At 73.9% G+C, this 19,473-nt stretch carries 22 protein-coding genes; 13 read left to right on the forward strand and 9 right to left on the reverse strand.

Annotation, left to right across the window (positions count from 1 at the left end; genetic code table 11):
* Window positions 1–2 precede the first annotated feature (2 nt).
* Window positions 3–590 carry a cysteine hydrolase family protein gene (locus tag DQE82_RS13705; RefSeq protein ID WP_043323509.1) on the forward strand — a complete coding sequence of 196 codons (588 nt, stop codon included), beginning with the start codon at window positions 3–5 and terminating at the stop codon, window positions 588–590.
* Window positions 591–606: 16 nt separating this feature from the next.
* Here the strand turns inward: DQE82_RS13705 and DQE82_RS13710 are convergent, their stop codons facing one another.
* The 8 genes from DQE82_RS13710 to DQE82_RS13745 all read right to left on the reverse strand — a co-directional run bounded on the left by DQE82_RS13710 (window position 607) and on the right by DQE82_RS13745 (window position 7,899).
* On the reverse strand, window positions 607–1,233 hold the full coding sequence (locus DQE82_RS13710) for a TetR/AcrR family transcriptional regulator (protein ID WP_064445710.1): 627 nt from the start codon (window positions 1,231–1,233) through the stop codon (window positions 607–609).
* Between the two features lie 89 nt (window positions 1,234–1,322).
* On the reverse strand, window positions 1,323–2,594 hold the full coding sequence (locus tag DQE82_RS13715) for an ABC transporter substrate-binding protein (protein WP_064445709.1): 1,272 nt from the start codon (window positions 2,592–2,594) through the stop codon (window positions 1,323–1,325).
* Between the two features lie 52 nt (window positions 2,595–2,646).
* Entirely contained in the window at window positions 2,647–3,792 is a 1,146-nt protein-coding gene (locus tag DQE82_RS13720) for a branched-chain amino acid ABC transporter permease (protein ID WP_113972883.1), read from the reverse strand.
* Window positions 3,789–4,667 carry a branched-chain amino acid ABC transporter permease gene (locus tag DQE82_RS13725; protein ID WP_043323502.1) on the reverse strand — a complete coding sequence of 293 codons (879 nt, stop codon included), beginning with the start codon at window positions 4,665–4,667 and terminating at the stop codon, window positions 3,789–3,791. The genes DQE82_RS13720 and DQE82_RS13725 overlap by 4 nt, the downstream gene beginning before the upstream one ends.
* Window positions 4,668–4,680: 13 nt before the next feature.
* Window positions 4,681–5,397: an ABC transporter ATP-binding protein gene (locus DQE82_RS13730; protein ID WP_043323500.1), complete on the reverse strand. Its 717-nt coding sequence runs from the start codon at window positions 5,395–5,397 to the stop codon at window positions 4,681–4,683.
* Entirely contained in the window at window positions 5,394–6,206 is an 813-nt protein-coding gene (locus DQE82_RS13735) for an ABC transporter ATP-binding protein (RefSeq protein ID WP_113972884.1), read from the reverse strand. Before DQE82_RS13735 ends, DQE82_RS13730 begins: the two co-directional genes overlap by 4 nt.
* Before the next feature lie 140 nt (window positions 6,207–6,346).
* Window positions 6,347–7,552 (reverse strand): RNA polymerase sigma factor, encoded by a 1,206-nt coding sequence (locus DQE82_RS13740; protein ID WP_113972885.1) that lies wholly within the window; start codon window positions 7,550–7,552, stop codon window positions 6,347–6,349.
* Window positions 7,549–7,899, reverse strand: a complete 351-nt coding sequence (locus DQE82_RS13745; RefSeq protein WP_064445706.1) for a YciI family protein — start codon at window positions 7,897–7,899, stop codon at window positions 7,549–7,551. Before DQE82_RS13745 ends, DQE82_RS13740 begins: the two co-directional genes overlap by 4 nt.
* Between DQE82_RS13745 and DQE82_RS13750 the strand changes: the two genes are divergently transcribed.
* From DQE82_RS13750 to DQE82_RS13780, 7 genes are all read left to right on the forward strand, one after another.
* Window positions 7,891–9,345, forward strand: a complete 1,455-nt coding sequence (locus tag DQE82_RS13750; protein WP_113973097.1) for an NAD(P)/FAD-dependent oxidoreductase — start codon at window positions 7,891–7,893, stop codon at window positions 9,343–9,345. The genes DQE82_RS13745 and DQE82_RS13750 overlap by 9 nt on opposite strands.
* Before the next feature lie 126 nt (window positions 9,346–9,471).
* Window positions 9,472–10,218 (forward strand): lysozyme, encoded by a 747-nt coding sequence (locus DQE82_RS13755; RefSeq protein ID WP_113972886.1) that lies wholly within the window; start codon window positions 9,472–9,474, stop codon window positions 10,216–10,218.
* A gap of 73 nt (window positions 10,219–10,291) precedes the next feature.
* Window positions 10,292–10,966, forward strand: coding sequence for a peptidoglycan recognition family protein (locus DQE82_RS13760; RefSeq protein ID WP_113972887.1), 675 nt, complete (start codon window positions 10,292–10,294; stop codon window positions 10,964–10,966).
* Window positions 10,967–11,057: 91 nt separating this feature from the next.
* Complete coding sequence (locus tag DQE82_RS13765) at window positions 11,058–11,423, forward strand: helix-turn-helix transcriptional regulator (RefSeq protein WP_104114089.1); 366 nt, start codon at window positions 11,058–11,060, stop codon at window positions 11,421–11,423.
* Window positions 11,420–12,061, forward strand: a complete 642-nt coding sequence (locus DQE82_RS13770) for an SRPBCC family protein (RefSeq protein WP_113972888.1) — start codon at window positions 11,420–11,422, stop codon at window positions 12,059–12,061. The genes DQE82_RS13765 and DQE82_RS13770 overlap by 4 nt, the downstream gene beginning before the upstream one ends.
* Window positions 12,062–12,348: 287 nt before the next feature.
* Window positions 12,349–12,939 (forward strand): NADAR family protein, encoded by a 591-nt coding sequence (locus DQE82_RS13775; RefSeq protein ID WP_043323490.1) that lies wholly within the window; start codon window positions 12,349–12,351, stop codon window positions 12,937–12,939.
* Window positions 12,940–12,980: 41 nt separating this feature from the next.
* Window positions 12,981–13,490: an NUDIX domain-containing protein gene (locus DQE82_RS13780; RefSeq protein ID WP_113972889.1), complete on the forward strand. Its 510-nt coding sequence runs from the start codon at window positions 12,981–12,983 to the stop codon at window positions 13,488–13,490.
* A 30-nt stretch (window positions 13,491–13,520) separates the two neighbouring features.
* On the opposite strand, the gene DQE82_RS13785 is transcribed toward DQE82_RS13780, so the two are convergent.
* Complete coding sequence (locus DQE82_RS13785; protein ID WP_113972890.1) at window positions 13,521–14,687, reverse strand: LLM class flavin-dependent oxidoreductase; 1,167 nt, start codon at window positions 14,685–14,687, stop codon at window positions 13,521–13,523.
* Window positions 14,688–14,827: 140 nt separating this feature from the next.
* On the opposite strand from DQE82_RS13785, the gene DQE82_RS13790 reads away from it, so the two are divergent.
* Genes DQE82_RS13790 through DQE82_RS13810 form a run of 5 tightly spaced genes read left to right on the forward strand, consistent with a single transcriptional unit; the run spans window position 14,828 to window position 19,391 of the window.
* On the forward strand, window positions 14,828–15,802 hold the full coding sequence (locus DQE82_RS13790; RefSeq protein WP_064445699.1) for a sulfonate ABC transporter substrate-binding protein: 975 nt from the start codon (window positions 14,828–14,830) through the stop codon (window positions 15,800–15,802).
* Complete coding sequence (locus tag DQE82_RS13795) at window positions 15,799–16,635, forward strand: ABC transporter permease (protein ID WP_043323484.1); 837 nt, start codon at window positions 15,799–15,801, stop codon at window positions 16,633–16,635. The genes DQE82_RS13790 and DQE82_RS13795 overlap by 4 nt, the downstream gene beginning before the upstream one ends.
* Complete coding sequence (locus DQE82_RS13800) at window positions 16,608–17,333, forward strand: ABC transporter ATP-binding protein (RefSeq protein ID WP_064445698.1); 726 nt, start codon at window positions 16,608–16,610, stop codon at window positions 17,331–17,333. The genes DQE82_RS13795 and DQE82_RS13800 overlap by 28 nt, the downstream gene beginning before the upstream one ends.
* Before the next feature lie 16 nt (window positions 17,334–17,349).
* Complete coding sequence (locus tag DQE82_RS13805) at window positions 17,350–18,756, forward strand: selenium-binding family protein (RefSeq protein WP_113972891.1); 1,407 nt, start codon at window positions 17,350–17,352, stop codon at window positions 18,754–18,756.
* The gene (locus DQE82_RS13810) at window positions 18,753–19,391 is read left to right on the forward strand and encodes a hypothetical protein (protein WP_113972892.1); all 639 of its coding nucleotides are present in this window, start codon (window positions 18,753–18,755) and stop codon (window positions 19,389–19,391) included. The genes DQE82_RS13805 and DQE82_RS13810 overlap by 4 nt, the downstream gene beginning before the upstream one ends.
* Window positions 19,392–19,473 lie beyond the last annotated feature (82 nt).

Below are 19,473 nucleotides of genomic sequence, written 5' to 3' on the forward strand. Positions count from 1 at the left end.
ACATGCAGCGCATCGACTGGGAGCACACCGCGGTCGTGGGCGTCCACTGGCAACCCGAGGTGGTCAGCCCGGACGGCGTCTTCGGCCCGTTCTTCGCCGACCAGGTGGCCCGGCACGGCGTGGCGGCGAACGCGGCCCGGGTCGCCGCCGCCGCGCGGGCAGCGGGCGGCCTCGTGGTCTTCACCCGGGTCGCCTACCGGCCCGGCTACCCGGACCTGATCACCAACACCCCGAGCTTCGCAATGATCGCCGAACGCGGGGCGTTCCTGGAGGGCGACCCGAAGACCCGCATCGTCGACGAGGTCGGGCGACAGCCCGGCGACGTCGTGGTCACCGGCACCCGGCTCGGCGGATTCTCCGGCACCGAACTGGACCTGATCCTGCGCGGCCGGGGCGTGCGGACCGTGGTGTTCACCGGCGTCGCGACGAACCTGGCCGTCGCCGCCACCGCCTACCAGGCGGTCGACAACGGGTACCGCATCGTCACCGTCTCCGACGCGTGCACGGCGGCCACCGACGAGCTGCACGAGGCGTACCTGAGCACGCTGGGCCAGCTCGGCGAGATCGCCACCACCGGCGAGATCGCCTGACCGGCCGCCGGGGCGCTCAGCGCAGGCCGGCGGCGATCGCGTCGACCAGCAACGCGCCGAGCATCCGGGCCATCACGGCTCGGGCGGCGTCCACGTCGAGACCCATCGAGTCGCGCATCATCGACCAGGACGACCAGGTGCCGGCCACCGTCAGCGCGTCCAGCAACTGCGCGCGGCCCGGACCGGCGTGCGCCAGCTCCGGGGCGAACACCGCCTCGATCTCGTGCCGGACCCGGGCGACCGCCGCCTCCCGGTTGCGGCGCAACTGCGGGGAGAACGGCTCCCGCAGCGCCGACGCGCGGGCCGAGGGCGCCAGCACCTCCAGCAGCCGGGCGCGCTGGTCGCAGAACGCGGCGATCCGGGCGGTCAGCGGCAGTTCCGGCGACACCGGCCGCCAGAGCGCGGCCTGCCGCTCGCCGACCCGCCGCCCGGTCGCGGCGAACAGCGTCTCCATGTCCTTGAAGTTGGTCCAGAGCGTGCGCAGCGACACCCCGGCCCGCTCGGCGATCCGTTCCCCGGTGGGGCGCAGGTCACCGGAGTCGATCAGGGCCAGGTGCGCCTCCACGATCGCGGCCCGGGTCCGCTCGGCTCGCGCCGCCCGGCCGTCCACCCGCTCCGGCGGGTCGGCCTCCACCTCGATCATGGGTACGGATCTCCTGTTGCTCGGGTACCGGCGGCAACTCTACGTGCGTACCGCCGGGCGACCGGCACCCGGCCGCCCGGCGGGACGCCTCAGGCGGTCGGCACCGCGTCGGCGGGCGGGTTCGTCGGCGGCTCGGTGAACTCGGTGACCGCGCCGTCGCCGTCGTCCGTGGTGTACGCGGGACCGAAGTACTCCTGCACGCCGTTGCTCACCTTGGTGAGCCGGACGCCGCCGTAGCCGGCGTGCACGCCGTCGGCGTACCGGAAGGGGACCAGGCCGGGCCCGCGGAAGCCGCCCTTGCGCACGGCCTCGACCAGCTTCTCCCGGGTGGGGTCGGGCCCGGCGGCGAGCATCGCCTGGACGAACGTGTACGCCATCGAGTAGCCGTAGATGGCGTTGCCGTCGACCGGGTTGCCCGCGTTGTACTTCTGGTGGATCTTGGTGAACTCCTGGATCCACGGGTTCGCGGTGTCGGCCACGTTCGGCAGGTAGTTGTCGGCCACCATGCCCTCGAGGATCACCTTCTTGTCGCCGAGCTGGGCGGCCAGCGTGGTGTAGTCGGCGCCCACGTTGGACACCACCCACTGCGCCTTGAAGCCCTGCCCGGCGGCCTGGCCCATGGCCAGCGCGGTGAAGCCGGGGATGGTCGCCGAGATGACCACCTGGCAGCCGGCCGCGCGCAGCGCCCCGATCGCCGGGCCGACCTGCTGGTTGGTGGTGGTGTACGTCTGCTTCGCCGCGACCGGGCCGAGGACCTGCTCGACGCCGACCAGCGAGTCCCGCCCGAAGTCGTCGTTCTGCCCGAAGTGGCAGACCTTCGCGCCGGGGAACTCCCGCTTGACGTAGCTGGCCAGGATCTTGCCCTCGACCGTGTAGTCGGGCTGCCAGCCGAACGTCGTCGGGTACTTGTCCGGCTCGTTCCAGTTGCGGCTGCCGGAGGCGACGAACAGGTCCGGCACCTTCTGCGTCTTGACGAACTCCAGCACGTTCGTGTGCGTGGGCGTGCCGAGGCCGCCGAGCAGCGCGAAGACCTTGTCGTCGAGCACCAGCTTGCGGACCACGTTCTCGGTGTTGGCGGGGTTGTAGCCGTCGTCCATGACCTTGTAGACGATTTTCCGGCCGTGCACGCCGCCCTTGGCGTTGACGTGCTCGAAGTACGCCTTGGTGGCGGCGGAGATCTTCGAGTAGCCGGGCGCGGCCGGTCCGGTGAGCGGTTGGTGGGTGCCGATGACGACCTCGGAGTCGCTGACGCCGGGAACGTTCTCGGCGGCCTGCTTCTCGTCGTCGGCGCAGGCCGGCAGCGCGGCCAGCAGGGCCAGGCCGGCGGCGGCCGCGAGAACGCGGCGGGTGGTGGTGCGCATGGTTCTCCATTCCGGTGCGACGGTGCGAACGGTGTGGGTGGAACCGGTGAGGTCAGCGGTCCGGCGGCCGGCGGGTGGCGGGACGGCGGCGGACGGCCCCGCGTAGGCGGGCGGTGAGGGCACGCACGCCGCCCTGCAGGCCGCCCGGGGCGGCGAGCATGACGACGATGAGGACCAGGCCGAACACGGCCAGCGCGAGGTTGCCTTCCAGCCGCTGGGCCAGCCCGGCGGAGAGGCTGAGGTGTTCGGTGAGCAGGCCGGGCAGGTCCTGGAGCGCGACCAGCAGCACCGCGCCCCAGACCGCGCCGGCCAGGCTGCCCAGCCCGCCGATGACGATCGCCATGAGCAGGAACAGCGACAGGTCCAGCGGGAACTTGCCGGGCGCGACGGTGGCGGTGAGCATGGCGTACACGCCGCCGCCCAGCCCGGCGCAGGCGGCGCTGACCACGAACGCGAGCACCTGCGTACGGGCCACCGGGATGCCGGCGAGCCGGGCCGCGACCTCGTCGTCGCGGACCGCCCGCAGCGACCGGCCGAAACGGCTGCGCACCAGGTTGGCCAGCAGCAGCATGGTGAGCAGCGCGGCGGCCAGCGCGATCCAGGCCAGCCAGCGCTCGGGCTGGAAGTAGGCGCCGAGCGCGGCCGGTGGCGTCTGCGCCGGGAACGACAGCCCCTGCTCGCCGTTGAACACGCCGGTGAAGATCGTGGTGACCGCCGGGACGAGCGTCGCCACGGCGAGGGTCACGCCGGCCAGGTAGGGGCCGCGCAGCCGGGCCGCGGCCAGCCCGACGACGAGTCCGCCGAGCGCGGTCACCGCGACCCCCGCGAGCAGCGACGCCGGCAGCGTCCACCACCCGCGTACGGCCCGCTCGTCGAGGGCCTGCTGGGTCAGCGCCACGGTGTACGCGCCGGTGGCCATCAGCGCGCCGTGCCCGAGCGAGAGCTGGCCGTTGAGCCCGACCAGCACGGTGTGCCCGGCGGTGACGCAGAGGAACGCGCAGACGCGCGCCACCTGGAGGTTCTGGTACGGCGCGAGCTGGTTGGTGACCAGCACGACGAGCGTGCCGGCGAACACGGCCACGGCCAGGTGGCGCAGCAGCGTGGAACCGCGCGGATCGCGTCCGGCCGGCGCGCCGGGCAGCAGCCGGCGCAGCGGGGACGCCGTGACGGGCGCGGTCTCGGTCGGGGTGGTCGTCACACGTGCCTCGCTCTCGCCGCGGAGAAGAGCCCGCCGGGGCGGACCAGCAGGACGGCCAGCAGCAGCACCAGGACGGCCAGCGGGGTGGTGTCCGGTCCGAGGTAGCCGGTGACGTAGGACAGGATCAGCCCGACCAGCAGGCCGCCGACGACAGCGCCGACCGGGCTGTCCAGGCCGCCGACCACGGCGGCGGTGAACGCGATCACGAAGACCAGGTCCATGGCGTGCGAGTGCAGGCCGAGTCCGGTGGGGACGACGAGCATCCCGGCCAGCGCGCCGACGGCGGCGGCGAGCGCCCAGCCGAGCGTGAGCATCCGGCCGACGCTGACGCCGAGCAGCCGGGACACCTCGGGGGCGAACGCGGCAGCCCGCATCCGCAACCCGATCGGGGTGCGGGTGAACAGCACCGCGAGCAGCGCCACCACCGTGAGCGCCGCGCCGAGCACCCAGAGGTCGTACGGGGACAGCGCGGCCACCCCGGCGATGGTGAGCGCGTCGGTGTCGAACGGCGCCGGGGCGGGACGGTACTCGTTGCCGAAGATCATGCCGAGCACCGCCTGGATGACGAGCACCAGGCCGAGCGCGACGATCACCTGGTTGAGCGGCCCGCCGGGCCCGGCGAACCGCATCAGCACCCGCTCCACCAGCGCGCCCAGGGCCAGTCCGGACAGGATCGCGGCGGCCAGGCCGAGCCAGTACGAGCCGGTGGCGGAGACGACCGCGTAGCCGACGTAGGCGGTGGCCACGGCCATCGCGCCCTGGGCGAAGTTGACCACCCGGGCGGCCCGCCAGATGAGCACCAGCGCGAGCGCGAACGCCGCGTAGACCGCCCCGGCGGCGAGCCCGTCGAAGGTGAGGAACCAGAACCGCTCCATCCGCGACCCCTTCCTAGAATCCGAGGTACGCGTGCCGGAGCTGGTCGTCGTCGCGCAGCCGGGCGGCCGGCGCGGCGGTCACCACCCGCCCGAGCGACATGACGATGCCCTGGTCGGCGACGGAGAGCGCGGAGCGCACGTTCTGCTCGACCAGCAGCACGGTGAGCCCCCGTTCGTCGCGCAGCCGCCGCAGCAGCGCCATGATCTGCGCGGTGACCTTGGGCGCCAGCCCGAGCGACGGCTCGTCGAGCAGCAGCAGCCGGGGCCGGGCGATCAGCGCGCGGCCGATCGCGAGCATCTGCCGTTCGCCGCCGGAGAGCTGGTGTCCGGCGTGGTCGCGGCGGCGGGCCAGCGCTGGGAACAGCTCGTACACCTCGTCCTGCGCGCGCCGGGCGTCGGCCCGGTCACGCCGCCACAGCCCGCCCAGGCGCAGGTTCTCGGCCACGGTCAGCTCGGTCACCACGCCGCGCCCCTCCGGCACGTGCGCCAGCCCGCGCCGGACCAGGTGTTCCACCCGGACGCCGCGCAGGTCCTCGCCCGCGTACCGGATCCGGCCGCCGGTGGGCCGCAGCAGGCCCGAGAGGGTACGCAGCAGCGTGGTCTTGCCCGCCCCGTTGGCGCCGAGCACGGCGGTGACGGTGCCGGCCGGGACGGTGAACGCGACGTCGCGCAGCACCGGCACCGGGCCGTAGCCGCTGCTGAGCGCCTCCACCTCCAGCACGGCGGTCACGGCGTGCTCCCCTCGACCGGCACGTCGGCGCCCAGGTACGCCTCGGTGACCCTTGGGTCGTCGCGGATCCTCTCCGGCGCCCCGGCGGCGATCACCTTGCCGAAGTCGAGCACCACGAGGTCGTGGCAGACGGACATGACCAGGTCCATGTGGTGCTCGACGAGCAGCACGGCGCAGCCGTCGGCCCGGTCGGGCAGCGCGCGGACCAGGTCGGCCAGCTCGGCCACGTCGTCGGCGCCGAGACCGCCGGCCGGCTCGTCGAGCAGCAGCAGCCGGGGGCGGGCGATCAGCGCGCGGGCCAGCGCGACCCGCTTGCGTACCGCATAGGGCAGGGTGCCCGGCGCGGCGTCGGCGTGCTTGTCGATGCCCAGCTCGGCGAGCAGGTCCAGGGCCCGGGCGCGCAGCCGCCGCTCGTCGTTGTCGCTGCGCGGCAGGCCGAACAGCGCGGCGGCGAAACCGGCGCGGGCGGTGTGGCTCGCGCCGGCCACCACGTTCTCCAGCACGGTCAGCCCGGCGAACAGGCCGACGCCCTGCAGCGTGCGGGCGATGCCGAGCCGGGTGAGGGCGTGCGGGCGGGGCCGGAACGGCCGGCCGTCGAGCGTGAGCGAGCCCTCGGTGGGTCGGACGAAGCCGCAGACCACGTTGAACAGCGTGGTCTTGCCGGCGCCGTTGGGCCCGATCACGCCGACGACCCGGCCGGGCGGTACGCGCAGCGAGACGTCGTCGAGGGCGACCAGGCCGCCGAAGCGTACGCCGACGTGGTGCAGCGCCAGACCCTGATCGTCGGCGGGGGTGGCCGGTGGGCTCATCGTCACCTCGTGCCGGTCGACGGAGCGCGGAAAAACTAATTACACCGGGAGTGTACTTTTCTCTGCCGCCGCGTCAATGCCCAGACGATCACGGTTCATTTCCCGGGGTTATCGGCCTCCAACGTGCACTGTCGGTGTGATCATCCCGCCATCCGGTCGCGGGCGCGGCGCAGGAACGTCTGCTCCGCCGCGTTGCCGGTGCCGGCGATCGCCGCGTCGTACGCGATCCGGGCCTGCGCCGGAAGGTCGAGGCGGCGCAACAGGTCGGCCCGGATCGCGTGCCACACGTGGTATCCGGTCAGGTCGAGCCGGTCCACTTCGGCCAGAGCGGCCGCCGGTCCGCGTACCTCGGCCAGCGCGACCGCCCGGTTCAGCGCCACCACCGCTCCCGGCGCGACGGCCGCCAACTGGTCGTAGAGCGCGAGGATCTGTCCCCAGTCGGTCGCGGCGGCGGTCGGCGCGTCCGCGTGCACCGCGCCGATCGCGGCCTGGAGCTGGTACGGGCCGGGCCGGCCCCGCCGCAGGCACCGGCGGACCAGATCCTGGCCCTCGGCGATCAGCTCCCGGTCCCACCGGCCACGGTCCTGCTCGGACAGCGACACCGGCGCCCCGTCCGGCCCGGTCCGGGCGTCCCGGCGCGCCTCGGTGAGCAGCATCAGCGCGAGCAGGCCGAGCGCCTCCGGCTCGTCCGGCATCAGCGTCACCAGCAGCCGGCCCAGCCGGATCGCCTCGGCGCCCAGTTCGACGCGGCCCAGCCGCTCCCCCGCGCTGGCCGTGTGGCCCTCGTTGAAGATCAGGTAGACCACCGCGAGGACCCCGCGCAGCCGGTCCGGCAGGTCCGCGTCGCGCGGCACCCGGTACGGGATACCCGCGTCGCGGATCTTCGCCTTGGCCCGGACCAGGCGCTGGGCCATCGTCCGCTCCGGCACCAGGAAGGCGCGCGCGATCTCGGCGGTGCTCAGGCCGCCGAGCAGGCGCAGCGTCAACGCCACCCGGGCGGGCGCGGCGAGCGCCGGATGGCAGCAGGTGAAGATCAGGCGCAGGCGGTCGTCGGGCACGGGCCCCTCCTCGGCGGGCGGGTCGGCGGCGTGCAGCAGGGCGGCCTCGGCGTGCCGGGCAGTCCGGGTGGCCTCGCGGCGCAACCTGTCGATCGCCCGGTTCCGGGCGGTGGTGATGATCCAGCCGGCCGGGCTGGGCGGCGGCCCGTCGGCGGCCCAGCGCGAGACGGCGATCGTGAACGCCTCCTGGACCGCCTCCTCGGCGAGGTCGATGTCGCCGAGGAGACGGACCAGGACGGCTACCGCGCGGCCGTACTCGGCCCGGAAGACCCGTTCGACGTCGGTCATCCCTCGCCCTGGAACGGGCGGACCTCGATCGGCAGCGTGGTCGCCAGCGCGTACCGGCGGCCCCAGTCCAGCGCGGCGTCCAGGTCGGGCGCCCGGATGATGGTGACGCCGCCCAGGTACTCCTTGCCCTCGGCGAACGGCCCGTCGGTGACCAGCACCTCGTCACCGGCCGGGCGCAGCACGGTGGCGGTCTGCGGGTCGTGCAGGCCGTTGCCGAACACCCAGCACCCCGCCTCCCGCAGGTCCCGGCCGATGGCCTCGACCTCGCGCATCACCCCGGCCAGGAACTCCGGGTCCGGGCGTCCCTGGCCGGCCGGCTGGTACATGCTGATCAGGTACTGCTTCATCGGCTTCTCCTCGTCACCGGACGGCCCCGCGCCGCCCCTTCACCCTCCACACGAACGGCTGGCGCCGGTTTCGACACGCCGGGCCGGGTGAATCCGGCCGGGAGCGGGGTACGCCGTCGCGTGCGCCGCCACCGGGTCGTCGTCGTGGGCGCCGGGTTCTCCGGTCTGGCCTGCGCGCTCGCGCTGGACGCGGCGGGCGCGCAGGTGCGGGTGCTGGAGGCCCGGGACCGGGTGGGCGGCCGCACGCTCAGCCGACCGCTACCAGGCGGCGGCTGGCTCGATCTCGGCGCGCAGTGGATCGGCCCGACCCAGGACCGGATGTACGCGCTCGCCGCCGCGTACGGCCTGGCCACGTTCCCCTCCCCCGCGCGCGGCGCGGCGACGCTGCTGCTCGGCGCACGCCCGGCCACCGGCGAGCCGCCGGGGCTGTCCGCGCTGCTGGGCACGCTCGACGAAATGGCGGCCGGGCTCGACCCGGCCGCGCCGTGGCGGGCCGCCGAGGCGGCACTGTGGGACCGGGTCACGTTCGGCGGCTGGCTCGACGCGAGCGGGGCCGACCCGGTCACCGCCGGGTACGCCGGCCGGATGCTCGCCGGTGGCCTGCTGGCCGCCTCGCCGGACGAGGTCTCGCTGCTGCACATGCTGTTCTACCTGCGCAGCGGCGGCGGCACCCGGTCGCTGCTGCGCATGGCCGGTGGCGCCCAGCAGGACCGGATCGCCGGCGGCCCGGCCGCGCTGGCCGAGCGGATGGCCGCCGCGCTGCCTCCCGGGAGCCTGCGCCTGCGCGCGCCGGTGGACGGCGTCGCGCAGGACCGCGACGGGGTGCGGGTGCGCTGCGGCGGCGAGACGTACCGCGGCGACGCGGTGGTGGTCGCGCTGGCGCCGACGCTGGCCGGGCGCATCCGGTACGACCCGCCGCTGCCGCCGCTGCGCGACGGGCTGACCCAGCGGATGCCGATGGGCGCGGCGCTCAAGGTCCACGCGCTCTATCCGGAGCCGTTCTGGCGGGCCGACGGCCGCTCCGGCGTGTCCAGCACCGACACCGGGCCGCTCACCGAGACGGTGGACAACTCGCTGCCGGACGTACCCGGTGGGATCCTCACCGCGTTCAGCTACGGCGCGCAGGCCCGGGCGCTGCGCCGGCTGCCGGAGGGCGCGCGCCGGGACGCGCTGTGCGAGGCGCTCGCCGCGATCTTCGGCCCGGCCGCCGCGCGCCCCGACGACCTCGTCGAGTACGACTGGTCTGCCGACGAGTGGACGCGCGGCTGCTTCTGCGGCGTCCTGCCGACCGGCGCGTGGTGCGCGTACGGCCCGGAACTGCGCACGCCGGTGGGCCGGGTGCACTGGGCCGGCACGGAGACCGCGACCCGGTGGAGCGGCTACCTGGAGGGCGCGGTGACCGCCGGCGAGCGCGCCGCCGCCGAGGCGCTCGCCCAGCTCGGCTGAGCACCCGATTCAGTGAGATTCTTCGATGCGTTCTATTGAAAAGTTTCTCCGCCCTGTGCACTAATGACGACAGTTCCTTTCGTCATACTCCCGCCGCCGGAGCGCGGCAACCCCCAGGGAGGACAGATGCACAGTTCGATCCGATCGGCGCTGCGCGCGGCCGGAGCCGCGCTGCTCGCCACCGTCACCGTCGCCGCCGCGACCCTGTCCGCAGCGGCACCCGCCTCCGCCGCCCCGGCCGGACTACCCGGCATGGACGTCTCCAGCTACCAGGGCAACGTGAACTGGTCCGGGGCGTGGGCCAACGGCGCCCGGTTCGCCTACGTCAAGGCGACCGAGGGCACGTACTACACCAACCCGTACTTCGCCCAGCAGTACAACGGCTCCTACAACGTCGGGATGATCCGCGGCTCGTACCACTTCGCCCGCCCCGACACCACCAGCGGCGCCGTCCAGGCCAACTACTTCGTCGACCACGGCGGCGGCTGGTCCAAGGACGGGCGGACGCTGCCCGGCGCGCTGGACATCGAGTACAACCCGTACGGCGCGACCTGCTACGGCCTGAGCCAGGCGTCGATGCGCAGCTGGATCGCCTCGTTCGTCAACCAGTACTACGCCCGCACCGGCCGGTGGGCCACCATCTACACCACCACCGACTGGTGGAGCACCTGCACCGGCAACACCTCGCAGTTCGCGGCCAACAACCCACTGTGGATCGCCCGCTACGCAAGCAGCGTCGGCACGCTGCCGGCCGGCTGGGGCACGTACTCGTTCTGGCAGTGGTCCTCCTCCGGGGTCTTCCCCGGTGACCAGAACGTGTGGAACGGCTCGCTGGACCGGCTGCGCGTGCTGGCCTGCAACGGACCCTGCTGACCCCGGCCCGGGCGTGGCGGGCGGTGCCGGTCCCGCCACGCCCGGCCGTACCTCACTCCACGAGGAGGCTGCGATGTCTGTTCCCGTCCACCGGCGGACCGTGCTGCGCGGCGCGGTCCTGCTCGGCGCCGCCGCCGGCGTCGGTGCGCTGACCCAGATCGGCTCCGGCCCCGACGCGCGGGCCGCTGCCACCCGGGTCGACCAGCCGACCATCGCCAACTGCGCGACCTGGGGCGCCCGCCCGCCCTCGTCGCCGGTGAGCGTGGTGTCCAGCCGGCCCAACAAGATCATCGTGCACCACACCGCGTTCCCGAACACCACCGACTACAGCCTCGCCCAGGCGTACCGGAACTCCCGCGACATCCAGAACCTGCACATGGACAGCAACGGCTGGCTCGACTCCGGGCAGCACTTCACCAACAGCCGGGGCGGCTACCTGACCGAGGGCCGGCACGGCAGCCTCTACGCGCTGCTGCACGGCCAGACCATGGTGCAGGGCGCGCACTGCGTCGGGCAGAACAGCCAGGCCATCGGCATCGAGAACGACGGCATCTACCTGGATGTGCAGCCGCCCCAGGCGCTCTGGAACAGCCTGGTGACGTTCTGCGCGTTCACCTGCCAGCAGTACGGCATTGCGCCCACCGAGATCTACGGACACAAGGACTTCAACGACACGCAGTGCCCGGGCCTGCTGCACGACCGCCTGCCGGAGCTGCGCCGTACCGTCGCCGCTCGTCTCGGCGGCTGACCACGGGGGTACGCGGGACGCCCGGGTGCGACGGGCGTCCCGCAGCGCGTCAGTGCTCGCTTATATAAGCCGCGTCTGATACAAAGGTGTCGTGCACGCCTTCGACGTCCTCGGCGACCCGGTCCGCCGCCGGATCCTGGAACTGCTCGCCGACGGTGAGCAGCCCGCCGGGGCGCTCGGTGAGACCGTGCGGCGCGAGTTCGGCATCAGCCAGCCCGCCGTCTCGCAGCACCTCAAGGTGCTGCGCGAACACGGCTTCACCACGGTGCGCGCCGACGGCACCCGCCGGCTCTACGCCGTGGACCCCGGCCCGCTGCGCGAGATCGACGCGTGGCTGGACGGGTTCCGCCGCTTCTGGACGCCGCCACTGGCCGCACTCGCCACCGAGCTGGCCCGGGGCCGCCGCGAACGACGGCTGCGCGCAGACGACACCGACGACGAGAGGACCGACCCATGATCGACGTGACCGGACAGATCAGCGCCGTCGAGCGCAGCATCGGCGACCGTACGCTCCCCGCCGGGCAGGCGCGGGTGCTCACCATCGCCCAGACGTACGACGCGCCGGTGGACGACGTCTTCGACGCCTGCACCAACCCGGAACGGATACCGCGCTGGTTCCTGCCCGTCTCCGGCGACCTGAGCCTCGGCGGCCGCTACCAGCTGGAGGGCAACGCCGGTGGCACCGTCGAACGCTGCGACCCGCCGCACGGCTTCGCCGCCACCTGGGAGTTCGGCGGCGAGGTGAGCTGGATCGAGGTGCGGCTGCGCGAGGCCGGCCCCGGGCGTACCCGCTTCGAGCTGGAGCACGTCGCACACGTCGACGATCAGCGGTGGGCCGAGTACGGCCCGGGCGCGGTCGGCATCGGCTGGGACCTGGCGCTGGTCGGGCTGGCCTCCCACTTCGCGGCCGACGGCACGGGCGTCGACCCGGCCGCCGCAGCCGAGTGGATGGCCTCACCCGAGGGCCTCCGTTTCGTCACCGAGTCCAGCAGGAGCTGGACGGAGGCAAGCATCGAAGCCGGCACCCCGGCCGAGGAGGCACAAGGCGCGGGCGAGCGCGTCACCGCGTTCTACACAGGCGCCCCCACGCCCTGACCCTCCTCTCCCCCCTCTCCCGCCCTCCCCCTCCCTCTCCTCGTCGATCTTGCGGTTTGGGCCCTCGGAATGTCCGTTTGACGGAGTTTGCGGGGCACCAAATCGCAAGATCGGCGGGTTCGGTCGAGCTCTTCGAGATCTTGGAAGGAAAGGGTCGCCATAGGAGCCTTTCCTTTCAAGATCTCTTTGCATCTCGTGATGTGGAGCAGGCCTCTCCAAGCAGGACATCCGTCGTTGTCCCGGCGGAGATGCGGGTGATCGTTGCGGGGGCGAAAAGCGGCGGTGGGATGTCGGTGGGGTGGGGCAGACTGCGGGGCATGCCGATCCGTTCCGTCGCCGACCTGACCGCCGCGCTCGACACCGGCGCGACGTTCAAGTATCTGCGCTTCTGGGGGCACCGGCCGCAGCGCGACGGCGGTGTCGGCGCCGGTTGCCTGAGCCAGTGGTGGCCGGCGGCGTTCACAGTGGACGGCCGGGAGTTCGCCACCGCCGAGCACTGGATGATGTGGCACAAGGCCACCCTCTTCGGTGACCACGCGGTCGCCGAGCGGGTGCTGGCCGCCGGGCACCCGCACCGGGCCAAGGCGCTCGGCCGGCAGGTGCGCGACTTCGACGAGGCGACCTGGGCGGCCCGCCGCTACGAGATCGTGGTGGCCGGCAGCGTGGCCAAGTTCGCCCAGCACGAGCCGTTGCGGCGGTTCCTGCTCGGCACCGGCGACCGGGTGCTCGTCGAGGCCAGCCCGACGGACCGGGTCTGGGGCATCGGCCTGACCGCCGACGACCCGCGCGCCGCCGACCCGGCGACCTGGCGGGGCGACAACCTGCTCGGCTTCGCCCTGATGGAGGCGCGCGCCCAGCTCGCCGGCCAGAGGGGGTGACGTCTGACCTCGGGCGGCAGGTGCGGGTAACGTGCTGCGGCGTGACCCCGTACTCGCACTGCTCCTTCTGCGGCGCGGCCTACCCGGCGGGCGCCGGGTGGCCGCGGGTCTGTTCCTCGTGCGGCGAGACGGTGTGGCGCAATCCGCTGCCGGTGGCGGTGGCGGTGCTGCCGGTCCGCACGCCGCGGGGGCTCGGCGTGGTCGTGGTGCGCCGCGACATCGAACCGGCCCGGGGGCTGCTGGCGCTCCCGGGTGGCTTCGTCGAGTACGGCGAGGAGTGGTCCGAGGCGCTCGTGCGGGAGCTGCGCGAGGAGACCGGGCTGCTGGCCGAGGCCGGCGAGGCGCGGCTGTTCGCGGTGCACGGCGCTCCGGCTGGCGGCACCATGATGGTCTTCGGGGTGCTGCCCGAGCGGGCTATCGGTGACCTGCCGCCGTCGGCGCCGACCGAGGAGGCCACCGAGTGGCTGGTGCTCACCGATCCGGTCGAGCTGGCCTTCTCCACGCACACCCGGGTGCTCGCCGATTTCCTCGCCGGGCAACGCCCGCTCTGACCGGACCGGCCCCGGCAGCGTGCGGCGCGGTCAGCCGCGGGCCGGAACCGGCTGGGGTGAGAACGGCACTGCGGCCGGCGCCTCGATCTCCGGCTCGCCGGCCGGGTGCCGCCACAGCCCGCGCCGCCGCAGGATCGGCAGCACGCCCTCGCCGAACCAGTACGCCTCCTCCAGGTGCGGGTGACCGGAGAGGATGAACTCGTCCAGGCCGAGCGCGTGGTACTCGGCGATCCGGTCGGCGACCTCGGTGTGGCTGCCGACGAGTGCGGTGCCCGCGCCGCCGCGTACCAGCCCGAATCCGGCCCACAGGTTCGGCGAGACCTCCAGCCCGTCGCGGGAGCCGCCGTGCAGGTCGAGCATCCGCCGCTGCCCCTCGGACTCGCTGCGTCGCAGCCCTTCCTGCACGGCGCGCACGTCGGCCTCGGGGATGCCGTCGAGCAGCTTGCGGGCCTGGGCCCACGCCTCCTCGGCGGTGTCCCGGCTGATCACGTGCAGCCGGATGCCGTACCGCAGCTCGCGACCGGCCCCGGCGGCGAGCCCGCGGATCCAGTCCAGCTTGCCGGCCACCTGCGCGGGCGGTTCGCCCCAGGTCAGGTACACGTCGCTGTGGCGGACGGCCACCGGCCCGGCCGCGCCGGACGACCCGCCGAAGTAGACCGGCGGCACCGGGTCGGGCAGCCGGCCGAGCCGGGCGCCCTCGACCCGCACGTGGGCGCCGTCGTGGTCGACCGTCTCGCCGCGCCACAGCGCCCGCACCACGTGCAGGAACTCGTCGGTACGCGCGTAGCGGGCGTCCTTGTCCAGGAAGTCGCCGTACGCGCGCTGCTCGGCCGACTCGCCGCCGGTGACCACGTTCAGTAGCAGCCGCCCGCCGGACAGGCGCTGGAACGTGGACGCCATCTGCGCGGCGAGGGTGGGTGAGAGCAGGCCGGGCCGGAACGCGACGAGGAACTTCAGCCGCTCGGTGACCTCGGTGAGCATGGCGGTGGTCAGCCAGGCGTCCTCGCACCAGGCGCCGGTAGGGGTGAGCGCGCCGGCGAAACCGAGCTGTTCGGCGGTGCGGGCGATCTGCCCCAGGTACGCCACGCTCGCGGGTCGCGCGCCACCGGCCGTGCCGACCGGTACGCCGTGTCCGCCGCCCACGATGTCCCGGCTGTCGCCGTAGGTCGGCAGGAACCAGTGGAAGGTGAGCGACATGGGGGCCTCCGGTGCGCGTCGGACGGGCCGTCTCCTGAGTGGTGGGACGACCGCGCCGACAGACTACCCATAAAACCTATCGGGTTGGTAGGTTGCTGTCGCCCGTCGATGCCGGGCCCTTCCCTCCCCGAGGAGTCGCCATGCGTACCCCCAGAACCCGCCGCCGGCCGGTGGCCGCGCTGCTCACCACCCTCGCGCTGCTGGCCGCGACGGCGCTGACGGCCTGCGGCGGCGAGGCGGCCGACGCCAGCGGCGGCGGCAGTGACGGCCCGCTGCGGATCGGCTACCAGCGCTTCGGCGGGCTCAGCCTGGTCAAGGCGCGCGGCGACGCGAAGAACGTCACCTGGTCGCTGTTCGAGAGCGGCCCGGCGCTGACCGAGGCGCTCAAGGCCGGCTCGATCGACATCGGTCAGGTCGGCGAGGCCCCACCCGTGTTCGCCGCCGCCGGCAAGATCCCGTTCTCCGTGGTCGGCACGTCCCAGCCGATCCCGCAGGGCGAGGCGGTTCTGGTCAAGGCGGGCAGCCCGTATCGTGGATTCGCCGACCTGCGCGGGAAGACGGTCGCGCTGAACAAGGGCTCCAACGTGCACTGGCTGCTGGTCAAGCTGCTGGAGGCGAACCGGATGACGCTCGCCGACATCAAGGTGAAGTACCTCAAGCCCGCCGAGGGGCGGCCCGCGTTCGACAACGGGCAGGTCGACGCCTGGATCATCTGGGATCCCTACTTCGCGCTGGCCGAGCAGCCCGGCGTACGGGTGCTCGCCGACGCCACCGGCCTGGCCGGCAACCGCGAGTACGTGCTGGCCGCGCCGGACGCGGTGAAGAACCGCACCGCCGACGTACGCGCGTTCCTGGACACGTACCGGCAGACCACCGACTGGGGCATCGCCCACCCGACCGAGCGGGCCGCCGTCCTCGCCCCGGAGCTGAAGATCCCGCTCGACGTGACCACCCGGGCGCTGGCCCGCAGCGCCAAGCCGCTCGCCCCGGTCACCCCGGAGATCGGCGCAGAGTTGCAGGCCATCGCGGACAGCTTCGTGGAGCTGAAGCTGGTGCCCGGACCGGTCGACATCGCCGGGCGGGTGGACGGCCGGTTCAACGAGGCGTTCCAGTGAGCGGTCCGGCGCTGGCCGAGGCGATCCCCGCTGTCGTACCCGATCGGGCGACGCCGCGGCGGTCCCGGGCCCGCGCCTCGCGGCGGTGGCGGCGCGCGGTGAGCCCGGTCGTGCTGGTGCTCGCCTGGGAGGTCGCCGCGCGCACCGGCCTGCTCGCCGCGGAGAAGCTGCCCGCGCCCAGCGCGGTGCTGGCGACCGGGTGGCGGCTGGCGCGCGACGGGACGCTCGGCGTGCACCTGCTCGACTCGCTCACCCGCGCCGCGCTCGGCCTGCTCATCGGCGGCGGCCTGGCGCTGGTGCTCGGCGCGGCGGCGGGGCTGCTGCGCCTCGGTGACGACCTGGTCGACCCGCCGGTGCAGATGGCCCGGATGCTGCCGCACCTGGGCCTGGTCCCGCTGCTGATCATCTGGGTCGGCATCGGCGAGTCGCTGAAGGTCACGCTCGTCGCGCTCGGCGCGTTCTTCCCGATCTACTTCAACACGTACGCCGGCATCCGCGACATCGACGAACGCCTGGTCGAGGCGGCGCGCACCTGCGGTCTCGGCGCGGCGGCCCGCCTGCGGCACGTGGTGCTGCCCGGCGCGCTGCCGTCGCTGTTCCTCGGGCTGCGGCTGGCCATCGGCGCGGCCTGGCTCAGCCTGGTCGTCGGCGAGCAGGTGAACGCGCAGACCGGCGTCGGCTTCCTGATGATGGAGGCACGCGAGTTCAGCCAGACCGACGTGGTGGTGCTCGGCCTGCTCATCTACGCGCTGCTGGGGCTCGCCTCCGACCTGCTCATCCGGTACGCGGAGAGGAGGACGCTGGCGTGGCGACGCGGACTGCGCGCGACCTGACCGGGCCGGTGCTCACCGCACGCGCGGTGACCCGGTCCTTCGGCCCGGCGGTGGTGCTGGCCGGGGTCGACCTGACCATCGCCGCCGGGGAGACGGTGGCGCTGCTCGGCGGCAGCGGATCCGGCAAGAGCACGCTGCTGCGCGTGCTGGCCGGGCTCGACGGCGACGCGGGCGGCGAGCACACGGTGCACGGCACCGCCGCCGTGGTGTTCCAGGAGCATCGACTGCTGCCGTGGAAGCGGGTGGCGGACAACGTGGCGCTCGGCCTGACCGGGCCGGACGTGGGCGACCGGGTCGGCCGCGCGCTGGCCGAGGTCGGGCTCGCCGACCGGGGCCGGGCCTGGCCCGCCGAGCTGTCCGGCGGGCAGGCGCAGCGGGTCGCGGTGGCCCGCGCGCTGGTCCGCGAACCGGACCTGCTGCTGCTGGACGAACCGTTCGGCGCGCTGGACGCGCTGACCCGGCTGCGCATGCAGGGGCTGCTGCGGCGGCTGCGCGCCCAGCACGGCTTCGCCGCGCTGCTCGTCACCCACGACGTGGAGGAGGCGCTGCTGCTCGCCGATCGCGTCCTGCTCCTCGACGACGGCGTGATCGCCGAAGAGGTGCCGGTACGCCTCGGCCCCACCCCGAGCCCCGACGACCCGGCCCTCGGCGCGCTGCGCCGCCACCTGCTCGACCGCCTCGGCGTACCCGCCGGCTGACCGCGAGGGAGAACCGATGACCCGCTGGACCCCCGACCCGACCTTCTACCCCTCCCCCGCGCTCGCCGCCACCGCGCCGGCCGAGAAGCTCGCGTACGTCGCCGCGTTCGACCGCGCCGGGCAGCGCCCCGACGCCATCGCGGTGCTCGACACCGACCCGGACTCCGACTCGTACGGCCGGGTGGTGGGCTGGACCGAGCTGCCGAACACCGGCGACGAGCTGCACCACTTCGGCTGGAACGCGTGCAGCAGCGCGCTCTGCCCGACCGCGCCGCACCCGCACGTGGAACGCCGCTACCTGATCGTGCCGGGCCTGCGCTCGTCCCGGATCCACGTGCTCGACACCAAGCCCGACCCGCGCCGCCCCGAACTGGTGAAGGTGATCGGCCCGGAGGAACTCGGCAAGCGCGCCGGATACTCCCGCCCGCACACCGTGCACTGCGGGCCGGACGGCATCTACGTCTCCGCGCTCGGCGACGCGGACGGGCAGGAGGGACCCGGCGGCATCGCCGTGCTCGACCACACCACCTTCGAGGTACGCGGCGCGTGGGAGGCCGACCGGGGGCCGCAGTTCCTGGCGTACGACTTCTGGTGGCACTACACGCAGGACGTGCTGGTCACCAGCGAGTGGGGCACGCCGTCGATGATCGAGGACGGCATCGTCGGCGAGCTGCTGCTGGGCCGCAGGTACGGGCACGCGATCCACTTCTGGGACCTGGCGAAGCGCCGGCACGTGCAGCGCGTCGACCTCGGCGACCAGTACCAGATGCCGCTGGAGCTGCGCCCCGCGCACGACCCGACGAAGTCGTACGGCTTCGTCGGCGTGGTGATCAGCGTCGAGGACCTGTCCGCCTCGATCTGGCTGTGGCACCGTGACGGCGACGCCTGGGCCGTGACCAAGGTGATCGACATCCCGGCCGAGCCGGCCGACCCGGCGGACCTGCCGGACCTGCTCAAGCCGTTCGGGGCGGTGCCGCCGCTGGTCACCGACATCGACCTGTCAGTGGACGACAGGTTCCTGCACGTCTCCTGCTGGGGCACCGGAGAGCTGATCCGCTACGACGTCAGCGACCCGTTCCACCCGGTACGCGTCGGCTCGGTGCGCCTGGGCGGCATCGTCAACCGCACGCCGCACCCGGCGTACCCGGACGAGCCGCTGGCCGGCGGCCCGCAGATGGTCGAGATCAGCCGCGACGGCCGCCGCGTCTACGTCAGCAACTCGCTCTACGGCGCCTGGGACGACCAGTTCTACCCCGACGGGGTGGGTGCCTGGGTGGCGAAGCTCGACGTCGACCCGGAGCACGGCGGCCTCGTGCCGGATCCGCGGTTCTTCCCGCGCGGGGAGGAGTTCCGCGGCCTGCGCGTGCACCAGACCCGGTTGCAGGGGGGCGACGCGTCGTCCGACTCGTACTGCTTCCCGTGACCGGCGCGACCTGGGCGGCGCTGGCCGGCCTCGGCGCGTTCCACGGCCTGAACCCGGCGATGGGCTGGCTGTTCGCGGTGGCCCGGGGCCTGCAGGAGCGCCGCCGGGCGGCGCTGCTGGCGGCGCTGCCGCCGATCGCGGCCGGTCATCTGGCGTCGGTGGCGGTGGTCGCCGCGCTGGTCAGCGCCACCCGGTCGGTGACGGCGAGCACTGCGGTCGCGGTGGCCGGCGGGGTGCTGCTCGTCGGGTTCGGGCTGTGGCGGCTGCTGTCCGACCGGCACTTCCGGTGGGCGGGCATGCGGCTGTCGGCCGCGCAGCTCACCGCCTGGTCGTTCCTGATGTCGGCGGCGCACGGCGCGGGCCTGATGCTGCTGCCGGTGCTGCTCGCCGAACCGGCGGTCGGCGGCGGCCCGCACGCCGGACACCTCGCCGCCGCGCCGGCCGGCGCGCTGACCGGCCTGTTCGCGGCGGCCGTGCACACCGCCGCCATGCTCGGCGTCGCGCTGGCCGTGGCCGTGGCCGTGTACGAGGTGCTCGGCGTCGGTGTGCTGCGCCGGGCCTGGTTCAACGTCGACCGGCTCTGGGCCGGCGTGCTCGTGGTGGCCGGGGTGGTGACGCTGATCGGCGCGGCGTGACCGTGCCGCCGACCTGCTATGGATCGACGGGAAGTCCTACTGGTTGAATAGGAAAGGCAGCGTCGCCCACCCCGGAGGTCAG

The sequence above is a fragment of the Micromonospora sp. LHW51205 genome (genome assembly GCF_003315815.1).
Classification (GTDB): Bacteria; Actinomycetota; Actinomycetes; order Mycobacteriales; family Micromonosporaceae; genus Micromonospora; species Micromonospora chalcea.

Excerpts from the sequence above, each read along its gene's own strand:
- DQE82_RS13705 (WP_043323509.1), top strand. The coding sequence starts at position 3 with ATGCAGCGCATCGACTGGGAGCACACCGCGGTCGTGGGCGTCCACTGG.
- DQE82_RS13710 (WP_064445710.1), bottom strand. The coding sequence starts at position 1,233 with ATGATCGAGGTGGAGGCCGACCCGCCGGAGCGGGTGGACGGCCGGGCG.
- DQE82_RS13715 (WP_064445709.1), bottom strand. The coding sequence starts at position 2,594 with ATGCGCACCACCACCCGCCGCGTTCTCGCGGCCGCCGCCGGCCTGGCC.
- DQE82_RS13725 (WP_043323502.1), bottom strand. The coding sequence starts at position 4,667 with ATGGAGCGGTTCTGGTTCCTCACCTTCGACGGGCTCGCCGCCGGGGCG.
- DQE82_RS13735 (WP_113972884.1), bottom strand. The coding sequence starts at position 6,206 with ATGAGCCCACCGGCCACCCCCGCCGACGATCAGGGTCTGGCGCTGCAC.
- DQE82_RS13740 (WP_113972885.1), bottom strand. The coding sequence starts at position 7,552 with ATGACCGACGTCGAACGGGTCTTCCGGGCCGAGTACGGCCGCGCGGTA.
- DQE82_RS13745 (WP_064445706.1), bottom strand. The coding sequence starts at position 7,899 with ATGAAGCAGTACCTGATCAGCATGTACCAGCCGGCCGGCCAGGGACGC.
- DQE82_RS13755 (WP_113972886.1), top strand. The coding sequence starts at position 9,472 with ATGCACAGTTCGATCCGATCGGCGCTGCGCGCGGCCGGAGCCGCGCTG.
- DQE82_RS13760 (WP_113972887.1), top strand. The coding sequence starts at position 10,292 with ATGTCTGTTCCCGTCCACCGGCGGACCGTGCTGCGCGGCGCGGTCCTG.
- DQE82_RS13770 (WP_113972888.1), top strand. The coding sequence starts at position 11,420 with ATGATCGACGTGACCGGACAGATCAGCGCCGTCGAGCGCAGCATCGGC.
- DQE82_RS13775 (WP_043323490.1), top strand. The coding sequence starts at position 12,349 with ATGTCGGTGGGGTGGGGCAGACTGCGGGGCATGCCGATCCGTTCCGTC.
- DQE82_RS13785 (WP_113972890.1), bottom strand. The coding sequence starts at position 14,687 with ATGTCGCTCACCTTCCACTGGTTCCTGCCGACCTACGGCGACAGCCGG.
- DQE82_RS13790 (WP_064445699.1), top strand. The coding sequence starts at position 14,828 with ATGCGTACCCCCAGAACCCGCCGCCGGCCGGTGGCCGCGCTGCTCACC.
- DQE82_RS13805 (WP_113972891.1), top strand. The coding sequence starts at position 17,350 with ATGACCCGCTGGACCCCCGACCCGACCTTCTACCCCTCCCCCGCGCTC.